At 73.1% G+C, this 21,024-nt stretch carries 14 protein-coding genes; 2 read left to right on the top strand and 12 right to left on the bottom strand.

What is annotated here, in order from left to right; all coding sequences use genetic code 11:
• Window positions 1-7: 7 nt before the first annotated feature.
• Complete coding sequence (gene ribA, locus C1A17_RS09810) at window positions 8-1,408, top strand: GTP cyclohydrolase II RibA (RefSeq protein WP_101652816.1); 1,401 nt, start codon at window positions 8-10, stop codon at window positions 1,406-1,408.
• On the opposite strand, the gene C1A17_RS09815 is transcribed toward ribA, so the two are convergent.
• The 10 genes from C1A17_RS09815 to C1A17_RS09860 all read right to left on the bottom strand — a co-directional run bounded on the left by C1A17_RS09815 (window position 1,347) and on the right by C1A17_RS09860 (window position 15,384).
• Entirely contained in the window at window positions 1,347-2,237 is an 891-nt protein-coding gene (locus C1A17_RS09815) for a lysylphosphatidylglycerol synthase domain-containing protein (protein WP_180953280.1), read from the bottom strand. The genes ribA and C1A17_RS09815 overlap by 62 nt on opposite strands.
• A gap of 7 nt (window positions 2,238-2,244) precedes the next feature.
• Window positions 2,245-3,126 carry a hypothetical protein gene (locus tag C1A17_RS14205; protein ID WP_180953281.1) on the bottom strand — a complete coding sequence of 294 codons (882 nt, stop codon included), beginning with the start codon at window positions 3,124-3,126 and terminating at the stop codon, window positions 2,245-2,247.
• A gap of 46 nt (window positions 3,127-3,172) precedes the next feature.
• Window positions 3,173-4,252 carry a glycosyltransferase family 4 protein gene (locus C1A17_RS14210; RefSeq protein ID WP_180953282.1) on the bottom strand — a complete coding sequence of 360 codons (1,080 nt, stop codon included), beginning with the start codon at window positions 4,250-4,252 and terminating at the stop codon, window positions 3,173-3,175.
• The gene (locus tag C1A17_RS09825; RefSeq protein WP_101653635.1) at window positions 4,249-4,632 is read right to left on the bottom strand and encodes a 6-pyruvoyl trahydropterin synthase family protein; all 384 of its coding nucleotides are present in this window, start codon (window positions 4,630-4,632) and stop codon (window positions 4,249-4,251) included. Before C1A17_RS09825 ends, C1A17_RS14210 begins: the two co-directional genes overlap by 4 nt.
• Before the next feature lie 1,165 nt (window positions 4,633-5,797).
• Window positions 5,798-6,451, bottom strand: coding sequence for an MOSC domain-containing protein (locus C1A17_RS09835; RefSeq protein ID WP_219618273.1), 654 nt, complete (start codon window positions 6,449-6,451; stop codon window positions 5,798-5,800).
• 95 nt (window positions 6,452-6,546) lie between these two features.
• Complete coding sequence (locus tag C1A17_RS09840; RefSeq protein WP_101652818.1) at window positions 6,547-7,803, bottom strand: pyridoxal-phosphate dependent enzyme; 1,257 nt, start codon at window positions 7,801-7,803, stop codon at window positions 6,547-6,549.
• Window positions 7,804-8,085: 282 nt separating this feature from the next.
• Complete coding sequence (locus C1A17_RS09845) at window positions 8,086-8,814, bottom strand: IclR family transcriptional regulator (protein WP_101652819.1); 729 nt, start codon at window positions 8,812-8,814, stop codon at window positions 8,086-8,088.
• Window positions 8,815-8,831: 17 nt separating this feature from the next.
• The gene (gene hutH / locus C1A17_RS09850; protein WP_101652820.1) at window positions 8,832-10,478 is read right to left on the bottom strand and encodes a histidine ammonia-lyase; all 1,647 of its coding nucleotides are present in this window, start codon (window positions 10,476-10,478) and stop codon (window positions 8,832-8,834) included.
• Window positions 10,475-11,689: an imidazolonepropionase gene (gene hutI / locus C1A17_RS09855; protein WP_101653637.1), complete on the bottom strand. Its 1,215-nt coding sequence runs from the start codon at window positions 11,687-11,689 to the stop codon at window positions 10,475-10,477. The genes hutH and hutI overlap by 4 nt, the downstream gene beginning before the upstream one ends.
• 275 nt (window positions 11,690-11,964) lie before the next feature.
• Entirely contained in the window at window positions 11,965-15,384 is a 3,420-nt protein-coding gene (locus C1A17_RS09860; RefSeq protein ID WP_101652821.1) for a Rib/alpha-like domain-containing protein, read from the bottom strand.
• A 228-nt stretch (window positions 15,385-15,612) separates the two neighbouring features.
• On the opposite strand from C1A17_RS09860, the gene C1A17_RS09865 reads away from it, so the two are divergent.
• Window positions 15,613-17,424 (top strand): carboxylesterase/lipase family protein, encoded by a 1,812-nt coding sequence (locus C1A17_RS09865; RefSeq protein ID WP_101652822.1) that lies wholly within the window; start codon window positions 15,613-15,615, stop codon window positions 17,422-17,424.
• 237 nt (window positions 17,425-17,661) lie between these two features.
• Here C1A17_RS09865 and C1A17_RS09870 read toward each other — a convergent pair whose 3' ends face one another.
• Window positions 17,662-19,512 carry a long-chain-fatty-acid--CoA ligase gene (locus C1A17_RS09870; protein WP_245873659.1) on the bottom strand — a complete coding sequence of 617 codons (1,851 nt, stop codon included), beginning with the start codon at window positions 19,510-19,512 and terminating at the stop codon, window positions 17,662-17,664.
• A gap of 88 nt (window positions 19,513-19,600) precedes the next feature.
• Window positions 19,601-21,004: an MFS transporter gene (locus C1A17_RS09875; protein ID WP_180953283.1), complete on the bottom strand. Its 1,404-nt coding sequence runs from the start codon at window positions 21,002-21,004 to the stop codon at window positions 19,601-19,603.
• Window positions 21,005-21,024: the final 20 nt, after the last annotated feature.

The following is a 21,024-nucleotide window of genomic DNA, read 5'->3' on the forward strand; positions in this document are numbered from 1 at the left end:
TGTGATCATGTCCTCACTGCCCCTGCCCGACGACGGGCCGAACTCGAGCCCGAGCGCGGCGCGGAACGACCTGCCCGCGCTCGTCCTCGAGTCGGAGACCTCCCTGCCCACCGACCACGGTGTGTTCACCACCCGCGCCTACACGAGTGAGGGCGTCACGCACGTGGCAATGTACCGCGGCGACCCGGGCTCCGTCGAGGCACCGCTCGTCCGCCTCCACAGCGAGTGCCTGACCGGGGACGCGCTCGGCTCGCACCGCTGCGACTGCGGCGACCAGCTCGAGGCCGCGCTCCAGGCGATCGCCGCCGCTGGCACGGGGATCCTCCTCTACCTGCGCGGCCACGAGGGCCGCGGCATCGGGCTCGCCGCGAAGCTCCGCGCCTATGCGCTCCAGGACGACGGGCTCGACACCGTCGACGCCAATCGCGCGCTCGGTCTGCCCGACGACGCCCGCGACTACCGGGCCGCCGCCGCGATCCTCCACGAGCTCGACTGCCCGCGGATCCGGCTCCTGTCCTCGAACCCGACCAAGGCCGAGGCGCTCGCCCGGCTCGGCGTCGAGGTGCCGGAGCGCCTCGCCCTCCAGGTGCCCGACCGGCCGGAGAACGTCCGCTATCTGCAGACCAAGCGCAGCCGCATGCGCCACGACTCGCTGTCCGGGCAGCCGGTGGGCGACGACCCCGAGGACCTGCCCGTGTACGCCGCGCTCGCCGCGCACAGCGAGGTCGTCGCGCAGCTCGCGCAGAGCGCCGACGGGTTCATCGCCGCACGCGGCGGGGATGCGGAGTTCGTGTCCGGCGAGGCAGACCGCACCCATCTCCACCGGCTCCGGGCGGCCGTCGACGCCGTCGTCGTGGGCGCCGGCACCGTCGTCGCTGACGATCCGCAGCTCACCGTCCGCGCGGTGCCCGGCACGAACCCGCTGCGGGTGCTCCTCGACCCGCACGCCCGCATCCCCGCCGGGAGCGCCGTCCTCCGCTCTCCCGACGCCCCGACCCTGTGGCTCGTCGGCCCCGACCCCGAGGTGCCCGCCGGGATCGGCGATCACGTCGAGGTCGCACGCCTGCCGCACTCCGCGGACGGCGAGCCCGTCGACCCGGCGGCGGTGATCGCGCTCGTCCGCGAGCGGGTGCCCGGCTCGATCCTCGTCGAGGGCGGCGGCCGCACCGTCTCGGACTTCCTCGCCGCCGGCGTGCTCGACCGGATCTTCCTCACCTCGGCCCCGGTGCTGATCGGCGACGGGGTGCCCGGGATCCGGTTCCGCGGTTCGCCCGTCATGGCCCAGGCGATGCGCACCCCGTTCCGCCGCTACGCGTTCGGCGAGGACGTGTGCACCGAGTTCGTCCTCAGCGATGCGGCGCAGGCGCACTCGGCCGAACGGCCGGCGCGGCCGGCCGACGGCGCCTGAGGGCCGCGAGGAGGAGGGTCACCGCGCCCGGGAGGGTGGAGATCGTCGCGAGCAGCCCGTAGGCGGTCGCCGCGGTGACCGCCCACTCGGCCGTCACCGCGAGCTCGCCGGCGAGGACCCCGGCGCTGATCTCCCGCACTCCCCAGCCGCCGACTCCCAGCGGCACGCTCATCGAGGCGAGCCCCACCGCTGCCGCGCCCGGCGCCACCCGTCCGCCGAGCTCCGCGATCCCGATGAGATAGAGGCCCAGCAGCGCGCCGACGCCCACCGCGGCCGCACCCCACACGAGCACCGCGGTGCGTACGGCGGTCCCGCGCATGCAGGCGAGCGCGGCGGCCAGCGCGAGGACCGCGACCGCGCCGGCGATCACCGCCAACCGCGCTGAGATGCCGGCGAGGATCACGGCGGAGAGGGAGAGGAGCAGGGTCGTCGAGGTCAGCCGCTCCGCTCCGAGCGCGGCCGCCGGCGACCACCAGCGCCGGTCGCCGGCGCCGCGGTAGACCGCCACCCGCGCCGCGTCACCGGCGATGCCGCCGGGCAGCACCATGTTCCCCAGGCTCGAGGACCAGCAGTCCGCCACGGCCCGCGCATACCGCATGGGGATGCCCTTCTCCCGGGCGAGCAGCGTCCAGCGCAGTGCCTGTGCGAGCGTGACGAGGAGCCCGCAGCCGAGCGCCGCGGCGATGGTCGTCGGGGTGAGGACGTCCCAGCCGGCGAGGAGCGCCTCGGTGCCGACGAGCCGCGCGGTGAGCACGAGGAGAACTGCGGTGACGGCGAGCATGAGCACCCGCCGCAGCCACGCGGAGGCGGTGCCCCTGCCGCTGCTCATGGCGGGCTCAGCCGCGGGCGTCGACGAGGACGTCGAGGTGCTCGACGGCGACGCGGAGATCCGTCCCGGCCTGCTCGAGCCTGTCGGCGAGCCAGGCCGCGGCGATCGGGCGCAGCTCCGGATCCTCTTCGATGACCGCGTCGATGCGTTCGGAGAGGAAACGGGTGAGGAACTCGCGATCGCGCGGTCCCTGCAGGTTCCACGGGCTGCCTCCCGTGGTGACGCGGGCTCCGGCGCGGCGCGCGGCGGCTGCGAGCACGGCCCCGCCGGCATCGCCGAGCCGGCCCTCGCGCGCCTGGTGCTCGGAGAAGGCGTGCTCGATGAGCGCGTCGCGCCGGTCCGGCGGATCGAGGGGCCAGTGCTCGGTGATGCTCAGCAGGAACAGCCCGAGGCCGGAGAACCGGGCGAGCGTGTCGACGACCGCCTCGACATCGGCCGGGGCGAGGACGTCGAGCACCGCGCTGCAGGTGATGAGCAGGCGGGCGGGGGCCGGCGGACCCGGCGCGTGCTCAGCGGCGGCGCCGTCGGACTCATGGGCGGCGGTGGCCCCGGGCAGGTGCTCGGCGGCGGTGGCGGGCAGTTCGGTGATCGGGGCGGTCGCCGTGGTCGCGTCGGGCATCGAGCGGGAGGCGACCCGGAGCGATGCGGTGTCCGCGTCGAGGAGGATCCAGCGCAGCTCCCGCCCGGGCAGCCGGGGGCGCAGGGCGCGGTCGAACCAGCGGGCGGAGTTCCCGGTGCCAGCGCCGATGTCGATGACGGTGAGCGGCTCCGCCTCCGCGGTGCCGGCGAGCGCCTCGACGGCCTGGTCGAGGAGGGCGAGCGAGTGCTCGCGGGCGGCGTCGTCGAAGGGGGCTCGCAGGTCGAGCCAGTCGTGGTCGGCGGCGGTCATCGGCGTCCTTCGCTCGGGGTCATGGTGGTGGGTGCGGGCGACGCGCTCATCGCAGGCCATGCACCAGGTCGAGGAGCTCAGCGGCGGCATCGTCCCAGGTCGGCAGGCCTGCGCGGCGCTGCAGCGCCTCCTGGCGGAGGGCCGCACGGTGGGCGGGGTCGGTGAGCCAGTCGCGCAGCGCGTCGGCCCAGGCGGCCGGTTCGGGAGGGAGAGCGCGGCCGGCGGCGAGTGCCTCCTCGGAGCCGGTGCCGGCGGTGACGAACGCGGGGATCCCGGCAGCGGCCGCCTCGCTCACGACCATCCCGAAGGCCTCGCGGCGCGAGGGCAGGAGGAGCAGGTCGGACGCATGGTAGAGCTCCGTGAGGGCGGGCTCGTCGAGCTCACCGGGCTGCGCGGCGCTGCCGTCGGGCAGTGCTGCGAGGGCCGTTCGCAGGCGCTCGCCGTAGGCGGGATCCGTCACGGGGCCTGCGAAGGTGGCGTGCCAGCCGGTGGTGCCGGATTCCGTCAGGGCACGGAGCGCCTCGGCGAGGAGGAGCTGGTTCTTGTTCTCCTCGATCGAGGCGACGCAGATGAGGTTCCCGCCGTCGCCTCCCGCGGCGACGGGTCGAGGTGCGGCCCCGGGTGGGATCGCATGCGCCTGCACCCCGTAGAGCTCGGCCAGCTCACGGGCGGCGAAGCGGCTCGTCGTGACCACGGCCGCGGCGGATTCGAGCGCGGCGCGCTCGCGGTCGCGTGCCGTGGGGACGTGGCTGGGGTCGCCACTGGGGTCGGTGCCGGGGCCGGCGGCGGTGGAGTCGGCCGTGGGGCCGGCGGTGGGGGCGATGCCGGGGCCAGCGGTGGAGTCGGACGGGGCGGCCCTGCCGAGCGGGGCGTGGACGAGCTGCACGATCGGGCCGGAGAGCGGCGTCGGCAGGCTGCAGCCGATGAGGCCGTCGAGGATCACCGGCCCGTCGAGCCCGCGGACGATCCCGGCGAGCACGGCGGTGTCCCCCGGGGTGGGCTCGGGCCAGGCGCCGGGCACGGTGTGCCGGAGGATCTGCGGCGCGGCCGCCTCGGCGATGGCCGCGTTGTAGCGCAGGCCGCCGCTCACGCGGCCGAGCGCAGGTTCGAGGAGGTGAACGGTCACGTGCGGCCGGGCACGGTGTAGGACACGCTCGCCCGGGGGTTCTCGACGATGCTCACGGTGATGCCGATGTCGGGCTGCTCGGCCAGCCCCGCGGCCAGCCGGTCGCCGATGTAGCGGGCGACGGCCTCGGTGGTGGAGAGGCGGCCGGCGAAGTCGGGATGGGTGTCGAGGTTCGCGTAGCGCAGCGGGGCGAGCGCCTCGTCGAGGAGCTGTGAGGCATACCCGATGTCGAGGACGACGGAGTGGGCGTCGAGCTCGGCGCGGGTGAAGGTCGCGTCCACGGTGAGGGTCGCCCCGTGGACGCCCTGGGCGGGGCCGAAGAACTCGTCGGGCAGGCTGTGGGCGATCATCACGTGGTCGTTCACGGTGAGGCTGAACATCCGGTGTCCTCTCTGCGGGGTTCAGTGGGTGCGGGGCGGTGCCGGACTCCGTCGGCGCCTCCGGCTCCGGGGCGGTGTGGTCGATGACGTGACAGAGGGTCGCGGCGGCGAGCGCGGTGTCCCCGCTGATCTCCTCCATCACCTGCGGCAGCGCGTGCCACGGCGAGGTGCCGGTGAGGAGTGCGTCGAACCGCTCGTCGGCCAGGGCGGCGAGCGCGGCGCGCATCCGCTCCACCCGGGTGCGGCGCAGCCGGCGGCCGGCGGCGACCTGCCCGACCTGGCTCGCGACGATCGACAGCCGGCGGGCATGGAAGTCCGCGCCGAGCGGTACGGCCGGGCTGCGGGTGCCGTACCACGAGGCCTCGACCACCGTGCCGTCGTCGCCGGTGAGCGCGAGCGCCCGGGCGAGTCCCGCCTCGGAGCCGGAGGTGTGGATGACGATGTCGCAGTCGCCGCTCGCCTCGTCGGGGTGGACGGCGGTGAGGCCGAGCCCGGTGAGCAGGCGGCGACGCTCGGGGTTCGTCTCGACCACCTCGAGCCGGGCCAGCGGCATCTGCGCGGCGAGGAGCGCGGTGGTGGTGCCGATCATCCCGGCGCCGATGACCGCGACCCGGTCACCGAGGCGCGGCGGCTCCTGCCACAGGATGTTGATGCCGGTCTCCGCCGCACCGGCGAGCAGCGCGCGGTGGTCGCTCACCCCGTCGGGGATCCGGTGGACGTCCTCGGCGGTGACGAGATGGTGGCTGTGGTGGGGCAGCAGTCCGAACACGCGCGCGCCGAGCCACTCCGCGGGGCCCTCGTCGACGACTCCGACGGCGAGGTAGCCGTAGGACACGGGGAACGGGAAGTCGCCGAGCTGGTGCGGGGCACGCATGAGCGCGGCGACCCCGTCCGGAACGGCGCCGGTGTGGACGAGGGTCTCCGTGCCCTTCGAGATCGCCGAGGCGGTGGTCCGCACCCGCAGCCAGGCGGCGGAGGCATCGGTGGGGGCGGGGTCGGCGGCAGCAGTGCCGGCGGGGTCGGGCACGTGGGGTTCGGGCACCTCGCGCCATGGGGCCGTCCCGGCCGCCGTCGGGCGGCAGGGACGGCCCCGGAGTGGGCGGGGGGTCAGTCGCCGAGACGGGCGGCCCCGGAGTGGGCGGGGGTCAGTCGCCGAGGTGGGGAATCAGTCGCCGAGGCGGGTGGAGTCGTCCTCGGCCGTGCCGGTGCACAGCCGCCGGGTGAGCTGGGTGCGCCACTTCTCCGGGAGCTCGGGCGAGGCGAGGAGGCCTTCGATGCCCTCCCGGTCGGTCCGGTGGACGTTCATCACGCGGTTGACCTCGGCGACGGACACCGAATCCGGCAGCCGCTCCTCCAGCACCATCGTATCCCCGGGCCCCACCGCACCGGGTTCGAGGACGCGCAGGTAGTAGCCGCAGCGGCCGGTCGACTGCATGAGGCGCGGCAGCTCGCGATCGCCCCAGTGCGCGGACACCGTGGTGCAGGGGCGGCGCGGCTGGGTGACCTGGACGCGCGCGGTGCCGAGCGCGAAGACGTCCCCGAGGTGCACCGCGTCCTCCGGCAGACCGGACAGGGTGACATTCTCGAAGAAGCCGTCCTCCCCGACCGCGATCCCATCGGCGGCCCAGCGCGGGTAGTGCTCCGCCGGATAGCAGCACACGGCCTTGTCGGGACCGCCGTGGACCTTCGTGTTGCCCTGCGCGTCGCCTCTCAGACCGAGCGCTCCGAGCTCCACGGGACCGGCGTGCGGGGTCTTGCGGGCACCGGTGGAGATCTCGCGGCCCGACCAGTGCCGGACTTCGACGGATCCGGTGCGCACCCGCTCCACGGTGCCGGTCAGCTGCGGGCTGCCGGCGGGTTGAGGGCCGCCGGCCGGCTGTGGGTCACCGGTCAGGGGCGGCACGGCACCGCTCCTCACATCCCTGCCGGGAGCGGATTCGCGCGGCGGCTCTCGGTGCTCAACAGCAGCACGGTGGCATCGGCGGACAGCGGATGCTCGGCAGCCCAGGCGCGCACCCCAGCCAGGGTCGAGGCGCCGCAGGGCCCGGAGTCGACGCCGTGCGCCTCGAGGTCGCGGACGGCCTGCGCAGCCTGGGCGTCGTCGACGGTGACCGCGGCGTCGACCCCGGCGCGGAGCACCGGCCAGGCCGCGGCGGACGGGGTGCCGCAGTTGAGGCCGGCCATGATCGTCGCCCCGGTCGGCACGGCGGTGAGCTCACCGGCCGCGAGCGAGGCGATGAGGCCCGGCGCGGCGGTCGGCTCCACGCTGAGCACGCTCGGCGCAGGCGCCTCCGCCGCTCGAGTGGTCACTTCGCTGCGGTTCTCCGCGGGATTCCGAAAGGAACTGACCTCTCGACGGGTGTCGGCAGCGGTCCCGCCTGAGAGCAGCCCACCGTCGGCGGTCCGGCAACGGCGGACGACGGCCTCGGCGAAGGAGCCCACGCCCACCGGCATCGCCACGAGGTCGACCCGTTCGATCCCCTGTTCGGCGAGCTGCTGCTCGGCCTCGACGAGGAGCGTCGAATAGCCGTCGACGATCCACTGGGGGATCTCCTCGTAGCCCTCCCACGAGGTGTCCTGGATGAGCAGCCGCTCCTCACCGGCGGCCTCTCCGGCGTCGGTGTACTCGGCCGCGGCGGCGACGATCGCGTCATAGGGGGCGCTGAGCTCGTCGACGTCCGCACCCTCCTCTCGGATCCCGGCCTTCGCCTCGGCGGTGATGTCGGCCGGGAGGAAGATATGCGCGGGCAGCCCGAGCAGCCGGGCGGTGTGGGCGACGGCGCGGCCGTGGTTGCCGTCGGTGGCGGCGACGAGCTCGATGGGCGCCCGCTCGGCGAGCCGGGTGCGGAGCTCGTCCATCGGCAGAGCGGCCTCGGGTGAGCCGAGGCGGGCGGACAGCGCACGGCAGGCGGCGTAGGAGGCGCCGAGGATCTTGAACGCGGGCAGTCCGAAGCGGGCGGACTCCTCCTTGACGAGCACGCGCGCGCCGCCGAGCTCGGCGGCGAGCGCGGGCACCTCGATCAGCCGGGTGGGGGCGTAGCCGGGGATCGAGCGGTGGAAGTCGATGACCTCCGGCGCGTGCTCGGTGCGCCAGGATCGGGCCTCCGGGTTCGCGTGGATCGTGGGTGCCGCGGCGGCGGATGCGGCGGGGGCGTTGGGGGGGTCTGTCACCGGGAGCTCCTCCTCGTCAGGGTCCCGCCACCCTATCGAAGACGAGGCGCGGGCTCAGGTCGGTCTCAGAGCCGCGGCGGCCGAGCTCTCACCGCACGGCCCGCCGGCTTCAGCGCCGCCCGCCGGCCTCAGCGCAGCTTGGCGAACTGAGCGCAGCCCGCCGACCTCAGCGCAGCCCGCCGGCCTCAGCGCAGTTTGACGGTGAGCCGGCCGGCGGCGTGGACGACGTGCGGGGCGATGTCGCCGGCGATGTCGATCTCCGCAGCCGAGGCGCCCCGGCCGTCAGTGCACGCGCCACCGGACCCCGCCGGGCCCTCCGCTCCTGTCCCCCGGCCTTCCGGGCTCCCCCGCGCGCACCGACAGGCCGACGGCGGCGATCGGCCGGTCGAGAACGTCGAACACCGGTGCGGCGACGGTGGTGATCTCCGTACTGATCTCGCCGCGCTCCACCGCGTAGCCGAGCTCCCGGGTGCGGCGCAGGAGCTCATTGAGCTGCCGCAGGGAGGTGGGCCCGCGCCCGGTGCGGTTGACGAACGCGTCCTCACCGCTGAGGAGGGCGAGGACCTCGCGTCCGGACAGCGCGGACATGATCGCCCGGCCAGTGGCGGTGAGGTAGGCGGGCATGCGCACCCCGGTCGCGGTGATGACCGCCGCGGAGCGCACCGCCTGCTCCTTGACGAGGTACACCGTCTCCCAGCCCCGGAGCACCGCGAGCTGGGCGGTCGCGCCGGTCTGCTCCGCGAGCTCGCGGACGATCGGCTGCGCCATCCGCTGCAGCGGGTTGGTCCGCATGTAGGCGCTGCCGAGCTCGGACACTCCGGCGCCGAGCAGGTAGCCGGTGGAGGACTTCGTGACGAGGCCGAGCTCCTCGAGCACGGCGAGCAGCTCGTAGACGCTCGAGCGCGGCAGAGCGAGGGCGCGCACGAGCGCCCCGGCGCTCACCGGCCGGTTGGACCCGGCCAGGTGGCGGAGGATCGCGACGGATCGTCGCAGTGCGGGCACCTCGGGCATGGCCCTCCTCGTTCCACTCAGTCCGCGGGGACGGTCCGGCCGTCGAGCACCGTCCCGTCGATGTCCACCAGCGTATGCGTGAGCGAGGTCGCGGTCTCCGCGGCCGCGACGACGCGCCCGTCGGCCACCCGCTCGATCGCCTCGGCGAGCTCCGGGGACAGGAAGCGGTCCGGTCCGGGACCGGGCACCTCGTGGCGCAGCTCGGCGAGGAGGGCACCGGTGACCGGGCCGGGCGCCTCGGCGCGGAGGTCGATCGCGCGGGCGGCGGTGTAGTACTCGATGCCGAGCACCCGGGCGAGGTTCGTCACCGAGGTGCGGAGCTTGCGGGCGGCCGTCCACCCCATCGACACGTGATCCTCCTGCATCGCCGAGGACGGGATCGAGTCGACGGAGGCCGGGGTCGCCTGCCGCTTCATCTCGCTGACGATCGCCGCCTGCGTGTAGTGGGCGATCATCAGCCCGGAGTCCACCCCGGCGTCCCCGGCGAGGAACGGCGGCAGGCCCTGGTTGCGGGCGACGTCCATGAACCGATCGGTGCGGCGCTCGGCGATCGAGGCGACGTCGGCGGCGACGATCGCGAGGAAGTCGAGCGCGTGCGCGAGCGGGGCGCCGTGGAAGTTGCCGTTGGAGGACACGGTGCCGTCGGGCAGCACCACGGGGTTGTCGATCGCGGCACGGAGCTCGCGAGCGGCGGTCTGCGCGGCAAAAGCGGCGGTGTCCCGGGCGGCCCCGGTGACCTGCGGGGAGCAGCGCAGCGAGTACGCGTCCTGCACGAGGTGCGTGGAGTCCTTGTGCCCGGCGACGATCCCGGAGCCCGCGAGCGCGGTGAGCAAGTTCGCCGCACTCGCCGCCTGCCCCGCATGCGGGCGCAGCGGAGTGTGGAGGTCGGGCATGAACACCCGGTCGGTGCCGTACTGGGCCTCGACGCTCATCGCGGCGGTGAGGTCCGCGGTGGTGAGGAGGTTCTCGAGGTCGAACAGCGCGAGGATGAGCATCCCGAGCATGCCGTCGGTGCCGTTGACGAGGGCCAGGCCCTCCTTCTCCGCGAGCACGACGGGGGTGATGCCGGCGGCGGCGAGCGCCTCGGCCGCGGTGGTCTGACGCTCCGTGCCGTCGGCGCCCCGCACCGTCACCGGCCCCTCGCCCATCGCGGCGAGCGCACACGCCGACAGCGGGGCGAGGTCGCCCGAGCAGCCGAGCGAGCCGTATTCGTGGACGACGGGGGTGATGCCGGCGTCGAGGATCGCGACATAGGTGTCGAGCACCTCGGGCCGCACCCCGGTGCGCCCGGTGGCGAGCGTGCGGGCGCGCAGGAGCATGAGCGCACGGACGACCTCGCGCTCCACCGGGTCGCCCACACCGGCCGCGTGGGAGCGGATGAGGGATTTCTGGAGCTGGGTGCGCAGGGCGGCCGGGATGTGGCGCTGGGCGAGCGCACCGAACCCGGTGGACACCCCGTAGACGGGGCGCGGGGCATCGGCGAGCGCCTCGATCGCACGGCGGGAGGCCGCGACGGACTCCCGCACCCGTTCGGGCACGCGGACCGGCGCGTCATGGCGGGCGACAGCGACGACCTGCGCGAAGGTCAGGCCGTCGGGGTCGAGGTCGACTGCCGCAGGCCCGGCGAGTGCACTCGTGTCGGGGCGGGGAGAGTTCTGCGTCATCGGGTGGCCCTTTCGACTGAGTTCTTCACCGGGGAGCCGGCGATCCGCTCACCGGCGCGGCGCACCTCGGCGATGAGCTGGACGCCGGGCCGGTAGGCGAGGTGGCGGTAGGACGGGGCGTCGAGGATGCTCAGGTCGGCGCGGGCACCGGGGGTGAGGCGGCCGACGTCGGTGCGTTCGAGGGCGGCCGCACCGCCGGCGGTGGCGGCCCAGACGGCCTGCTCGACGGTGAAGTGCATGTCGCGCACGGCGAGCGCGATGCAGAACGGGAGGCTGCTCGTGAAGCACGAGCCGGGGTTGCAGTCGCTCGCGATCGCGAGCGTCACCCCGGCGGCGAGGTACCGGCGGGCATCCGGGTAGGGCTGGCGGGTGGAGAACTCGACGCCCGGCAGCAGGGTGACGACGGTGCCGGCGGCGGCGAGTGCTGCGAGGTCCGCGTCCGAGGCGAAGGTCGCGTGGTCTGCCGAGGCGCACCCGTGGGCGGCGGCGAGCTGCAGCGCCCCGCCGGCGGTGAGCTGGTTGGCGTGGAGGCGGGGGCGCATCCCGTGGGCGACGCCGGCGGCGAGGATGCGCGCGGTCTGCTCCTCGGTGAAGGCGCCCTCCTCGCAGAACACGTCGATCCATTTCGCGAGGCCGACCGCGGCGGGGATGATCTCCTCGATCACGAGGTCGACGTAGCCGTCGGGGTCCGCGGCGAACTCGGGCGGCACGACGTGGGCGGCGAGCAGGGTCGCCTCGTCGGTGTGGCGGCGGATGATCTCGAGTCCGCGGATCTCGTCGGCGAGGGTGAGCCCGTAGCCGGTCTTGATCTCGAAGGTCGTGGTGCCGGAGCGCTCCGCCTGCTCCACGAGGTGGACGAGGTTGGCCTCGAGCTCGGCCTCGGGGGCGGCGCGGGTCGCGGCGACGGTGGTGCGGATGCCGCCGGCGGAGTAGGACTCGCCAGCCATCCGGGCGGCGAACTCCGCGGAGCGGTCGCCGGCGAACACGAGGTGGTTGTGGCTGTCGACGAAGCCGGGGATCACGGCGCCGCCGGCCTCCACGGTCTCCTGCGCGCGGGCGCGCACCTCGGCGGGGAGCGAGGCCTCGGGTCCGACCCAGGCGACGGTGCCGTCCTCGACGAGCAGGGCCGCGTCCTCGATGACGCCGAGGATGTCGGGCGCCTCGGGATCGTTCGTCACGAGTTCCGGGATCGTGGTGATGAGCAGGGCCACGGGCGCCTCCTGTCGGGTCGACGGGTGCGGATCCTCCTCGACCCGCACACCTCAGTGTCGCGCACCCGCGTGCGGACGACAGCGCCCCCGCAGAACGGAATGTCCGAGATCTCGGACTTCGTCCGGCGGAGGCGGGAGGGATCCGGGCGCTGGGTGCCCGGCGCGCGGTTCACAGGGTCCACCGGGCCCGGCGGCCGCAACGGACCGCGCCCGCGCCGACGTGGTGTCGGCGCGGGCGCGGTGTCGGGTCCGCCGGGTTTCCGGCGAGCCGGGTGTCAGCTGCGGCGGCGGGCGCGCAGGATCAGGCCCGCGCCGACTCCGAGCAGGAGCACCGCGGCGGCGATCGTCGCAGCGACGTCGACTCCGGTGCGCGGCAGCGGACTGTCGTCCCGGTCACCCTGGTCCCGGTCACCCGGGTCCTGGTTCGGCGCGTCGTCGCCGTCGTCACCGGGCTTGGGGCCGGGCTCGTCCGAGGGGCCGTCGCCCGGGTTCGAGTCGTCGGAGCCGTTGTCGTCGTCACCGGGTCCGGTGCCGTTGTCACCGGGTTCGGTGACCGTGACGGTGACCTCGATGGTCTCGGAGGAGCCGTCCGGGTAGGTCACGACGACCGGGAAGGTGTGTTCGCCGGGCTCCACGTCGGTGCCCGGGGACACGGTCAGCGTGCCGTCCTCGTTCACCGTGACCCAGTCCGGCGTGTCGTCGCCGGGGGCGAACTCGGTACCCTCGGGCAGCGGTGAGCCGTCCGGGTTCTCCGGGGTCGGGATGGTGATCGTCTCACCCTGCTCGACCTCACCGTTCTCGTAGACCGGATCGTTCGGGTTGTTCACGGTGACAGTGACGTCGACCGTCTCCTCGGAGCCGTCCGGGTAGGTCACCACGACCGGGAAGGTGTGGTCACCCGGGGTCACCGACTCATCCGGGGACACCGTGATCGTGCCGTCCTCGTTCACCGTGACCCAGTCCGGCGTGTCGTCGCCGGGGGCGAACTCGGTGCCCTCGGGCAGCGGTGAGCCGTCCGGGTTCTCCGGGGTCGGGATGGTGATCGTCTCACCCTGGTCGACCTCGCCGTCCTCGTAGATCGGAGTGTTCGGGTTGTTGACGACCACGGTGACCTGGATCGTCTCGGAGGTTCCGTCCGGGTAGGTCACCACGACGGGGAAGGTGTGCCCGCCCGGGGTCACATCGGCGCCCGGGGACACGGTCAGCGTGCCGTCCTCATTCACCGTCACCCAGTCCGGCGTGTCGTCACCCGGGGCGTACTCAGAGCCTCCGGGCAGCGCGGAGCCGTCCGGGTTGGTCGGGGTCGGGATGGTGATCGTCTCGCCCTGATCGACGATGCCGGTCTCGTAGGCCGGATCGTTCGGGTTGTTGACGACCACGGTGACCTGGATCGTCTCCTCCGAGCCGTCCGGGTAGGTCACGACGATCGGGAAGGTGTGCCCGCCCGGGGTCACATCGGCACCCGGGGACACGGTCAACGTGCCGTCCTCATTCACCGTCACCCAGTCCGGCGTGTCGTCACCCGGGGCGAACTCGGAGCCCTCGGGCAGCGCGGATCCGTCCGGGTTGGTCGGGGTCGGGATCGTGATCGTCTCGCCCTGATCGACGATGCCGGTCTCGTAAGCCGGATCGTTCGGGTTGTTGACGACCACCGTGACGTCGATCGTCTCGGAGGTTCCGTCCGGGTAGGTCACAACCACCGGGAAGGTGTGCCCGCCCGGGGTCACATTCGCGCCCGGGGACACGGTCAGCGTGCCGTCCTCGTTCACCGTCACCCAGTCCGGCACGTCCTCGCCGGGGGCGAACTCGGTGCCCTCGGGCAGCGCGGATCCGTCCGGGTTGGTCGGGGTCGGGATCGTGATCGTCTCACCCTGATCGACGATGCCGGTCTCGTAGGCCGGATCGTTCGGGTTGTTGACGACCACCGTGACCTGGATCGTCTCCTCCGAGCCGTCCGGGTAGGTCACGACCACCGGGAAGGTGTGCCCGCCCGGGGTCACATCCGTGCCCGGGGACACGGTCAGCGTGCCGTCCTCATTCACCGTCACCCAGTCCGGCACGTCGTCACCCGGAGCGAACTCTGAGCCCTCCGGCAGTGACGAGCCGTCCGGGTTCGTCGGCGCGGGGACGGTGACCGTCTCACCCTGATCGACCGTCTCGGTCTCGTAGGCCGGATCGTTCGGGTTCTCCACGGTGACCTTCGCCTCGACGTTCTCGGTCGAGCCGTCGGGGCGGGTGACGACGACGGGCACGGTGTACTCGCCCTCGGGGACGTCGTATCCGGGATTGACAGTGATGGTGCCGTCCTCGTTCACGGTCGCCCAGTCCGGGCCGCCCTCACCGGGGGCGAACTCCGTGCCCTCGGGCAGCGGCTCACCGCTCTGGTCGACGGGTACGGGGACGGTCTTCTCCTCGCCCTGCTGGACGGTGGTGTCCTCGTAGGTCGGCATCGGGAGCACGGTGATGGTGACCTCGACGGTCTTCGTGGTGCCGTCGCCGTAGGTCATCTCGACGGGGAAGGTGTAGTCGCCGGGGGCCGCGTCGCCGGGGACCTCGGCGGTGAGCACTCCGGTCTCGGCGTCGATCGCGATCTCGCCCCAGCCTTCGGGCGGGTTCGCGACGGCGGTGGTCGCATCCGGCTGAGTGCCCTGCGGGATGGCGTCCCCGGTGTTCTCGACGGTCACCGAGTCGCCCGGGCGCACGGTCTGCTTGTCCCACTGGGGCAGCGGCGCCTCGCACTGGAGGGTGGAGAAGTCCGCAGTCGCGGCCGACCACGAGTAGAGCTGGCCGCCCTCGGCGAAGTCATCTGCGAGGACCTCGCCGCGGAAGGTGACGGTGGCCCACGACTCGGCCGGCACCTCGTCGGCTTCGATGACGGCGTAGGTGAGGCCGTCCGCATCGGTCTCGTAGGTGATGGTGAAGTTGCTGGAGGGAGCCTGCGTGTAGCCCGGCGCCCACCAGCCGTTCCAGTTGCCCATGGTGGTGATGCGCGTGTCGACCTTCGCGCGCTTGTCCATCCGGAGGACGAGTCGGAAGTTCTCGATCGGCTCCTTGGTCGCCAGGCGCAGGCGGGAGTGCTGCATGATGTTGTTCGGCGAGGAGACGCCGATCTTGTTGCCCCAGCCGTCCATGGCGAGGGTGAGGTGACCGGCATCGGCGCGGGTGACCTGCACGCGACCGGAGGTGGTGAGGCTGTCCTCCGAATCGGCATCCGTGGCGGGGCGGGTGAGCATGTAGCCGTTGTCGAAGTGCGGACGCTGATCGTAGAAGTTGCGCGTGACCAGCGGAGTCGTCTGCGCGAAATTGCGGTCGACATCGGCGTAGACGCCGTCGGCCCGCATGGGGAAGCCCTGGGACTGGCCCATCATCGTCACGGCGCAGGACTGCTGGTTCGACTGGGTCTGGATGTTGAGGCTCTGGTTGATGTCGTCGGTGGGCCAGATGTCCATGTTCCCGGGGCGCGGGACGCTCGGATCGGCATTGCGGTAGAGCTCCTCGACCGCGGCGTTGCCGGCCGTGCGGTACTCGGGGACGCCGATCTGGGTCTGTCCGTCGGCGCCGACCGCCGCGGAGGCGGGGGCCATGAGGATGGTGGGCACGGCGCCGGGTGCCAGTGCGACCGCCAGTGCGAGTGAGATGCCGGCGGCTCCGCGACGGAGCGAGCGGCGAGGACGACGGTTGGACATGGAGGACATCGGAGTCCCTTCCTCTGGTGCGCGAAACGACCCGGGGCGCTCACCGCGCGTGGACGCGGAGGACGGTGGGGGAAGACTGCTGATTCCCCGGATATACACAAGGAGTGTACATGCACACTACTCATCGGCTCCTACCGATTGCCAGTTCTGATCATTATGGTCTGAACTGTTATGGATCGATGTGATCCCGGTCTCAGCCGCGAATGTTTCTCCTGGTAGCGTGCGAGCATGATCGAACCCGCCGATGCGTCCCGCACCTCTGCACCGCTCGTCACACCGCCTGCGGGCCCCGTCCGCGGCCGCGCCGCATCAGGGTGCTCGCAGTTCCTCGGCATCCCCTACGCGCTTCCGCCGGTCGGGGACCTGCGGTTCGCCGCGCCGCAGTCCGTGCCCCGGTGGGACGGGGTGCTCGACACCTCGGAGTTCGGCCCGCCGCCGCCGCGCTTCAGCACACTGGGGCCCGCCGCGGTCGCACCGCACCGGGACGGTGAGGACTGGCTGACCCTGAACATCTGGACGCCGGAGCTGCCGGGAGCGGAGTCGGCGGCAGAGGCGACCCCGGATGCAGAGGTGGCGGGCGCGGTCGCCTCGGAGGCCAGGGCGGAGGGCACCGCGTCAGGCAGAGCGGGTGCTTCGGCGACGGAAGCCGCGGGTGCCTCTGTGTCGAGAGCCGCGGGCGCCTCGGCAACGGGAGCCGCGGGCGCCACTGCGGGTCCCGGCCTGCCGGTGCTCGTGTGGATCCACGGCGGCGCCTATGTCGACGGCTCCTCCGCCCACCCCGCCTACGAGGGCTCGCGTCTCGCCCGGGCCGGCGCGGTCGTCGTCACCCTCAACTACCGGCTGGGGATCGAGGGGTTCGCGCACTTCCCCGACGCCCCGGCGAACCGCGGCCTGCTCGACCAGGTCACGGCACTCGAATGGGTGCGGGAGAACATCGCGGCGTTCGGCGGGGATCCGGCGCGCGTCACGGTGTTCGGCGAGTCCGCGGGCGCCGGGTCGATCCACATGCTCCTCACCATGCCCGCCGCGCGCGGCCTGTTCGCCCGCGCCGTCCTGCAGAGCCCGCCGGCCATGGTCCTCGACGCCGGCCTCGCCACCGAGGTGACCGCGGAGTTCGCCGGGCTCGCCGGGGTGGAGCCGACGGCTGCCGGATTCGCCGCGCTCTCACCGGCGGAGTGCACCGACCTCATGGCCCGGTTCGTGCGGGGGCAGACCCGCCACGCCGCACGCTGGGGGCTCGCGGTGACCTTCGCACCGCCGCTGTGCCCGGTCGCCGACGGTGAGGTGGTGCCCACGGATCCGTGGGAGGCGCTGCGCGCCGGCGCGGCCGCCGGGATCGAGGTGCTCATCGGGCAGACCACCGAGGAGTTCCGCTTCTTCACCGCCGGTTCGGCCCCCGCGTCCGAGGCGCGCGCCGCCCAGCGGGTCGCGCTCGTCGGACCGGCGGGTCGGGGCGAGGAGTACACCGCGCTGCTGGGCGGGGCAGGAGCGGAATCCGGCGCAGGTGCGGGTACGGGTACGGGGGCGGGTTCAGGTGCGGGTGAGGGTGCGGCTGCCGAACCGCCTGCGGACGCGAGCGCCGAACCGGGCGTGCCTGCGGCGGAGGGCCCGTCACCGGACACCCTGTTCGAGGCGGTGCAGACCGACCGCATGTTCACCGTGCCGACCCTCGATGCCGCCCAGGCCCATTCGGACTCCGGCGGTCGGACCTTCGTCTACGTGTTCGCCGCACGGCCCGACGGCGGGATCGGAGCGGCGCACGCCGCGGACATCGCGCCGCTGTTCGGGAACTTCGACGGCAGCTTCGCCGCCGTCACCCATCCGCGTCCGCACGACGGCGACCGGCACCTCGGCGCTGAGATGCGGCAGGCGTGGGTGCGCTTCGCCGCGAGCGGCGACCCGGGCTGGCCGGCCTGGGACAGCACCCACCCGGTGCGGGTCTTCGACTACACCTCGCGCACGGACACGCATCCCTTCATCGACCGCTGGCGCCTGTTCGCCGACGACCCGGCACGCCCCCTCGGGCTCCGCGAGGCCTGAACAGCGGCGCACCGGGTGCCGGTTGACGACTCGGCACCCGGCGCCCGGCACCCCCCCCGAGGCCCGACTGCGCGGTATCCCGAACCGAGCGCGCAATTGCGCGTCGCTCTTCGGATACCGCGCAGTATGCGACTGCACCGGCAGCCGCAGTGCACACACCGGTCACACCTTGCGAATATTCGCGGATCCGCTCTCAGAAACCTTCAGATACTGCACTTCGGACGGGGACGACTGGACTCAGCCCTGGATGCGGCTGGCGTGGCCGGCCCAGGCGGCCTCGCGGAGCTCGAACTTCTGGATCTTGCCGGTCGAGGACTTCGCGAGCGCGTCGACGAACTCGACCTCCCGCGGCGTCTTGTACCGCGCGAGCAGCGAGCGCACGTGGTCGAGCAGCTCCTCGGCCCCGAGCTCCTCACCCGCACGCAGCACGACGTATGCCTTGGGCCGCTCGCCCCACTTCTCGTCGGGCACCCCGATGACCGCGGCCTCGAGCACGGCTTCGTGTGCGACGATCGCCTGCTCGACCTCGACGGTGGAGATGTTCTCCCCGCCGGACACGATGATGTCCTTCGCCCGGTCGCGCAGCTCGATGTACCCGTCCGGGTGCATGACCCCGAGGTCCCCGGAGTGGAACCAGCCGCCGGCGAACGCCTTCGCGGTCGCCTCCGGATTGCGGAAGTAGCCCTTCATGACGTTGTTGCCGCGCATGACGATCTCCCCGATCGTCCGCCCGTCGGCCGGCACGTCGGTGAGCTCGTCCCCGCCGCCCACGGCGACCACGCGGATCGGGTCGGTGTGGAGCATCCCCACGCCCTGCCGCGACTGCACGCGCGCCCGGGACCGCCGGTCGTAGCCGTCCCATTCCTCCTGCCATTCGCACACCGTGTGCGGGCCGTAGGTCTCGGTCAGGCCGTACACGTGGACGATCCGGAAGCCGAGCTCCTCGAGCTGCCAGATGATCGTCGGGCTCGGTGGCGCGCCGGCCACGGTGGCGATGATCGTGCGGTCGAGCGCGTGCGCCTCGGGGGCGTTGACGAGGGTCGTCATCACCGTCGGCGCCCCGTTGAGGTGGGTGACGCCCTCGCGGTCGATGAGCCCCCAGATCACCTCGGCGCGGACCTCGCGCAGGCACACCTGGGTGCCGCCGGCGGCCGCCACCGCCCAGCCGGTGCACCAGCCGTTGCAGTGGAACATCGGCAGCGTCCACAGGTAGACGCTCGCGTTGTCGTGGCGGGAGTGGATGATCTCGCTCATCGCGTTGAGGTAGGCGCCGCGGTGCGTGTACATCACGCCCTTGGGCTGCCCCGTGGTGCCCGAGGTGTAGTTGATCGACAGCGTGGCATTCTCGTCGTCCACCGTCCACGGCAGGGCCGCGGTGTGCGCGTCCGCCCCGGCGAGGAACTCGGCGAGGGAGACGGTCGCCGGGTGGGCGAGCGCCTCGGCTGCGGCATCCGTGCCCGAGGTGCGGGCCGGCCCGGCATCCGTGCCCGAGGTGCGGGCCGCGTCATCCGCCGCCTCGCCTGCCGTGTCCTCCTCGTTCGCATCTGCGGCGGTTCCGGCGGCGAGCAGCGGGTCCTCGGCGACGACGATCCGCTCGACGGTGTCGAGGGCGTCGGCCACCGGGGCGACCGTCGGCCAGAGCTCGGCGTCGACGACGAGGAGTCGCGCCTGGCTGTGGTCGCAGATGTAGCGGACCTCCTCGGCGGCGAGCCGGGTGTTGATCGACACGAGCACGGCACCGGCCAGCGGCACCGCGAACTGCGCGATGAGCATCTCCGGCAGATTCGGCACGAGGTAGGCGACGCGGTCACTGGGTTCGACCCCGGCGGCGCGCAGGGCGTGCGCCCGCTGCTCGACGGCCGCGGCGAACTCCGCGTAGGTCAGCGATTCCGACCCGTAGACGAGTGCGCGCTTGTGCGGGAACACGTCGGCCGAGCGGCGCAGGAAGGACAGCGGGGTGAGCTCGGTGTTCCACACCTGGCCCGCGGATTCGACCCGGGCGCTCCTCCCGGTCGCGTCCCCCGGTTCGGCCACGGACACGTCCGCGGTTTCCACCGGGTTCACATCCAACTGCTCGGCTGCTGCCACGCGTTCTGCTCCTTCCACACGTTCTGCGCTGTCCCCAGTCTTCGGCGCGGTCTCTCCCATCGTCTTTCCCATCCCGTGGACCCTCGGCTCAGCGGACGATCGTCAGGTCGATGGCCCGGCGCTCGGGCAGGCGGGTGACCGCCCACAGGGCGAGCGCGGCGGCGAACAGGATGAACGCGTTGGCCGCCCACGGCACGCCCTGGGACACGGCGAGCTGGTTGACGTAGGGCGTGGTGCCGCCGAACACCGCGGTGGCGAGCGAGTAGGCCAGGCCGATGCTCGCGGTGCGCGCGTGGGTGGGGAAGGTCTCGGCCATGACGCAGGCGAGCAGGCTGGCACCGGCGGACAGCACGAACAGGCCGATCGAGGTCGCGACGAACAGGGTCCACGGGCGGTCGTCGATGAAGGCCATGAGCGGGAACTGCGTGACGATGACGCCGATCGCGAAGATCAGCAGCACCGGGCGGCGGCCCACCCGGTCGGACACCGCACCCCAGAACGGGAGGGCGGCCAGGCCGACGACGAGTGCGGCGACGAGCGACCAGTAGGCGCCGGACGGGTCCATGCCCTCCTGGCTGATCGCGTAGGTCGAGACGTAGGAGGTCCACGTGTAGTTGCTCGCCGCGACGCCGGAGACGAGGAAGAAGATCAGCACGATCGACAGCGGACGGCTGAGCGGGGCGAGGGTCTTCGCGGAGAAGGACTCCGCGCCGAGGCCGGCGTGGAGCGCGGCGCTCCCGGTGCGGGTGGCGGCCGGGTCCTCGACGGCGGGGGTGGCCTCGTCGGCCTGGAACACCTGCGACTCGACCATGCCGACGCGCAGCCACAGGGCGACGACCGCGAGCACTGCGCCGAGCAGGAACGGGATGCGCCAGCCCCAGGACTGGACGTCGGGCTCGGAGAGGGTGCCGGTGATGATGCCGCCGATGACGAACGCGATGATCGCGCCGCCGAAGATCGTCATGAACACCGTCGAGCCCCAGAGCCCGCGGCGGTGGGCCGGGGCGATCTCCGCGATGTAGGAGTTCGCGGTCGCGGACTCGCCGCCGTGGGCGAAGCCCTGGACCACGCGGGCGAGCAGCAGGAGCGCGGAGGCGAAGATGCCGATCGATTCGAAGGTCGGGAGCAGGCCGATCATCACCGAGCCGCCGGCCATCATGAGCATGGTGGTGACGAGGACGAAGCGGCGGCCGCGCCTATCGGCGATCCGCCCGAACACGACGCCGCCGAGCGGCCGGAACAGGAAGCCGATCGCGAACACGCCGAACGTCGAGAGCAGCGCGGAGACCTGATTCTGCGGATTGAACAGGGCGCCGGCGATGAACGGGGCGAACACCGCGTACGCACTCCACTCGTACCACTCGAGGAGCTGGCCGGTGACGGACGCGAGCATCGAGCGCCGCTGCTTCTTGATGTCGATGGCAGGGGTGGCAGGGGCGCGGCCGGGGCCGCTCGACGCACCGGTGGCGGTGACTCGGGAATCTGCTGTCATGGGCAGACCTTCACACGGGC

Origin of the sequence: Brevibacterium ihuae, from assembly GCF_900184225.1 — a bacterium.
GTDB classification, from domain to species: Bacteria; Actinomycetota; Actinomycetes; order Actinomycetales; family Brevibacteriaceae; genus Brevibacterium; species Brevibacterium ihuae.

Coding starts and splice junctions, on each gene's coding strand:
- C1A17_RS09860 (WP_101652821.1), bottom strand. CDS start 15,384: ATGTCCTCCATGTCCAACCGTCGTCCTCGCCGCTCGCTCCGTCGCGGA.
- C1A17_RS14205 (WP_180953281.1), bottom strand. CDS start 3,126: ATGACCGCCGCCGACCACGACTGGCTCGACCTGCGAGCCCCCTTCGAC.
- C1A17_RS09875 (WP_180953283.1), bottom strand. CDS start 21,004: ATGACAGCAGATTCCCGAGTCACCGCCACCGGTGCGTCGAGCGGCCCC.
- C1A17_RS09815 (WP_180953280.1), bottom strand. CDS start 2,237: ATGAGCAGCGGCAGGGGCACCGCCTCCGCGTGGCTGCGGCGGGTGCTC.
- C1A17_RS09845 (WP_101652819.1), bottom strand. CDS start 8,814: ATGCCCGAGGTGCCCGCACTGCGACGATCCGTCGCGATCCTCCGCCAC.
- C1A17_RS09865 (WP_101652822.1), top strand. CDS start 15,613: ATGATCGAACCCGCCGATGCGTCCCGCACCTCTGCACCGCTCGTCACA.
- C1A17_RS09825 (WP_101653635.1), bottom strand. CDS start 4,632: ATGTTCAGCCTCACCGTGAACGACCACGTGATGATCGCCCACAGCCTG.
- ribA (WP_101652816.1), top strand. CDS start 8: ATGTCCTCACTGCCCCTGCCCGACGACGGGCCGAACTCGAGCCCGAGC.
- hutH (WP_101652820.1), bottom strand. CDS start 10,478: ATGACGCAGAACTCTCCCCGCCCCGACACGAGTGCACTCGCCGGGCCT.